Source organism: Vulcanococcus sp. (genome assembly GCF_044369115.1).
Taxonomy (GTDB): domain Bacteria; phylum Cyanobacteriota; class Cyanobacteriia; order PCC-6307; family Cyanobiaceae; genus Vulcanococcus.
In genome coordinates, this window is record NZ_JBIPMN010000232.1 from 1 (window position 1) to 3,116 (window position 3,116).

Annotated in this window: 6 protein-coding genes; 5 read left to right on the forward strand and 1 reads right to left on the reverse strand. The window is 64.7% G+C overall.

The window, feature by feature from the left end; genetic code table 11:
* Positions 1-226 (forward strand): FitA-like ribbon-helix-helix domain-containing protein (locus ACIQ2E_RS13665; protein WP_398331643.1); only part of this gene is annotated, 226 nt, incomplete at its 5' end.
* Positions 223-624 (forward strand): type II toxin-antitoxin system VapC family toxin, encoded by a 402-nt coding sequence (locus ACIQ2E_RS13670; protein ID WP_398331646.1) that lies wholly within the window; start codon positions 223-225, stop codon positions 622-624. The genes ACIQ2E_RS13665 and ACIQ2E_RS13670, both read left to right, overlap by 4 nt.
* A 218-nt stretch (positions 625-842) precedes the next feature.
* Here ACIQ2E_RS13670 and ACIQ2E_RS13675 read toward each other — a convergent pair whose 3' ends face one another.
* Positions 843-1,232: a PIN domain-containing protein gene (locus tag ACIQ2E_RS13675; protein ID WP_398331649.1), complete on the reverse strand. Its 390-nt coding sequence runs from the start codon at positions 1,230-1,232 to the stop codon at positions 843-845.
* 336 nt (positions 1,233-1,568) lie between these two features.
* On the opposite strand from ACIQ2E_RS13675, the gene rfbD reads away from it, so the two are divergent.
* The 3 genes from rfbD to ACIQ2E_RS13690 all read left to right on the forward strand — a co-directional run.
* Positions 1,569-2,459 carry a dTDP-4-dehydrorhamnose reductase gene (gene rfbD / locus ACIQ2E_RS13680; protein WP_398331652.1) on the forward strand — a complete coding sequence of 297 codons (891 nt, stop codon included), beginning with the start codon at positions 1,569-1,571 and terminating at the stop codon, positions 2,457-2,459.
* 26 nt (positions 2,460-2,485) lie between these two features.
* On the forward strand, positions 2,486-2,911 hold the full coding sequence (locus ACIQ2E_RS13685) for a nucleotidyltransferase substrate binding protein (protein WP_398331655.1): 426 nt from the start codon (positions 2,486-2,488) through the stop codon (positions 2,909-2,911).
* The coding region (locus ACIQ2E_RS13690) for a nucleotidyltransferase domain-containing protein (RefSeq protein WP_398331658.1) at positions 2,908-3,116 on the forward strand (209 nt) is incomplete at its 3' end. The genes ACIQ2E_RS13685 and ACIQ2E_RS13690, both read left to right, overlap by 4 nt.

Consider the following 3,116-nt stretch of genomic DNA (forward strand, 5'->3'; position numbering starts at 1 on the left):
CAAGAACCTCCCCGATGCGCTTCATGCCAGGCTCGCTGCCGCCGCCAAGCGGCACCGGCGCAGCCTCAATAACGAAGCCATCGTGTGTCTGGAAGCTGGCCTGGGCCTAGAGCCCCTGGCTGTGGAGCATCAGCTGGAGGAGATCCGCGCCTTGCGCAACAGCCTCGCTCAGCACTGCTTCGATCCGGCTGAGATCGATGCCTTCAAGCGCGAGGGGCGACCTTGATCGTTGTCGATACCAATGTTCTGGCCTATCTGCTGCTGCCAGGGCCCAGAACGCCTTTGGCAGAAGCCCTGTTGCTGGAGCAACCCAGCTGGGCAGCGCCGCCGCTTTGGCGCAGCGAGTGGCGAAACGTGCTCAGCACCTATCTCCGACGTGGACTGCTGCAGCTCCCCGCAGCCATGGCGCTGATGCAACGCGCCGAGATGCTGTTGACGTCTCAGGATCAACCCGTGACCTCCGAGCAGGTGTTGCGGCTGGCTCACAGCAGCCGTTGCCGTGCCTATGACTGCGAGTTTGTTGCCGTTGCGCAGCAGCTGGGGGTGCCGTTGGTTACCGAGGATCGTGCTCTTCTTGCGGCTTTCCCGGATGTGGCAAGGCCCCTGGAGTCCTACGCAACTTAAAGAGTGTGAGTCGCTGAAACAGCGCGGATCACTGCAACAGATTCACGGCTTCGCCGGTCTCGCTGAGGAGGTTTGCTGCCCAGCAGGCCAATGAAGTTGGTGATGCTGCTGGTAGCTTGCTCGTCCTGCAGCTCGACATCAGCGCTGGCCGGGTTGAAGGCCGAGATCGACCAGTAGATCCTTGCGCGGAGTAGTGGCGGTCATGGCGATCAAGGGGTTCAGCTGAGCCATTCCTGGTGGAGATCGCTGATGGCCTGGAATTCAGGGTCTTTGTGCAGCAGCGTGGCACCGATCTGCTGGGCCGCGGCGGCGATCCAGGCATCGGCGAGCGATAGGGAATGGCAAGCCTTGATCGTCGCCGCGCGCTCCAGCAAGGGCTCTGAGGCTTCAACCCACTGCAGGGGTAGGGCCTTCAGTTGCTCATAGGCCAGGCGGCCAGCGCGCTCATGTTCGTCCTTCCAAACGCGGTCGAGCACCTCCATCCGGCTTAGAAAACAGGCGTAGCAGTGGTTGGGTTGAGCGAGGGCTTGTTCCACGCGGTCGGCGCCGGGTTCGTCGTCGCGCAAGGTGAGCAGTGCTGAGGTGTCGAGCAGGATGAGCGTTGGCATCAGCGACCTGCGTTGCGCTCAGCCTCACGCTCAGCGATCAGGCGCTGGGTTGAACCGCCGTGCTTGCCTGTGCCTCGAAAGGCCTTCACCGGTGATGGGTCAACGGGGATCACCCGGATGGAGCCATCTGCTTCCACGATCCATTCCAGGCGTTTGGAAGGCCCAAGGAAAAGCGATCACGGATCGCGGCGGGGATCACGGTTTGACCGCGACTGGTGATGGTGCTGCGCACGACCGCCCTTCCCTGAATTACTCATCTAAAGATTCGGTCATTCACCGGTCTGTTGTCCCCGGCCCTGCCGCACACAATGGTGGCAAGTTGCTCCTGACCCAGCCATGAAGGTGCTGCTCACCGGCGCCGCCGGTCAGCTGGGCGAGGCCCTGATCGCCTGCACACCGGCAGGTGTTTCGCTCACGGCCTGCAGCCGCGCTGAGCTCGATCTGGCTGATCCGCAGGCTTGCCGCGCCGCCGTGTTCACGCATCAGCCCGACTGGGTGCTCAATGCCGGCGCCTACACGGCGGTGGACAAGGCCGAGAGTGAGCCGGAGCTGGCCCAGGCGGTGAATGCCGGCGCCCCGGCGGCCTTTGCCGAGGCCTTAGCGGAAACCGGCGGCCGGTTGCTGCAGGTGAGCACGGATTTTGTGTTCAACGGTGCGCAGGGCAGCCCCTACAAGCCTCACCAGGCTCTCGATCCCCTGGGGGCCTATGGCTCCACCAAGGCAGCCGGCGAAGCGGCGGCGCTGCAGCTGCCAGGAGCCCGGGTGCTGCGAACGAGCTGGGTGTATGGCCCGGTGGGCCATAACTTCTGCCGCACGATGCTTCGCCTCCACAGCGAGCGCGAGCAGCTGGGGGTGGTGGCGGATCAGGTGGGCTGCCCCACCAGCACCGCCACCCTGGCGATGGCCTGCTGGCGGGCGATGGGGCTGGGCCTGGATGCCGCCGCAGAAGCTGCTCTGCCGTGCATCCTCCACTGGAGCGACGCCGGCGCGGCCAGTTGGTATGACTTCGCCGTGGCGATCGGCGAGCTGGGAGTGCAGATCGGCCTGCTGGACAATGCCGCGCGGGTGATGCCGCTCACCACGGCCGACTACCCCACGCCCGCCCAGCGCCCCAGCTACTCGCTGCTGGATTGCAGCGGCAGCCGTGCTGCCCTGGGGCTGGAGCCGATGCATTGGCGTGCAGCTCTGGCGGAGGTGCTGCCACTCACAGTTGTGGCTCGTTCTTAGCCTGGGTTTGTTGCTGCCCCCCGGTGATGGCTGGCCCGGACGTTCGTTGGCTGCAACGGCTTGAGAATTACAGGCGGGCTCTGGCCAGCTTGCAGCGTGCTCTCCAGACAGCACGGGAGAGACCCCTCAGCGAACTGGAGGAGCAGGGCCTCATCCAGGCGTTTGAGTTCACCCATGAACTCAGTTGGCTGCTGCTCAATGATTACCTGGTGGATCAGGGTGTGAGCGGACTCAGCGGCTCTCGCGATGCTGTTCGCGAAGCCGTGGTGCGGGAGCTGCTGCCGGCAGGCAGTGAAGACACGTGGATGGCGATGATCCGCAGCCGCAACCTCACCAGCCACACCTACAACCCGGAGCTGGCCCACGAGATCGCGGCGCTGATTGTGCAGCGCTATGCACCTGCCCTGCTGGATCTGCAGCTGCTGTTGCAGGAACGTGCTCAGAGGCGATGACCATGCCCAGCGCGATAGCCCGCACCAGCATTGCGGGCCTCCCGCAGGAGGCTACGGAGCGGATTCTGGCCCTGCTGGCTGAGCACCCCGCCATCCAACGGGTGGTGCTGTATGGCTCCAGGGCCCTGGGGCGGCATCGCTCCGGATCCGACATCGACATCTGCTTGGATGCTCCTCAGATGGGCCTGGGGGAGCTACTGTTGCT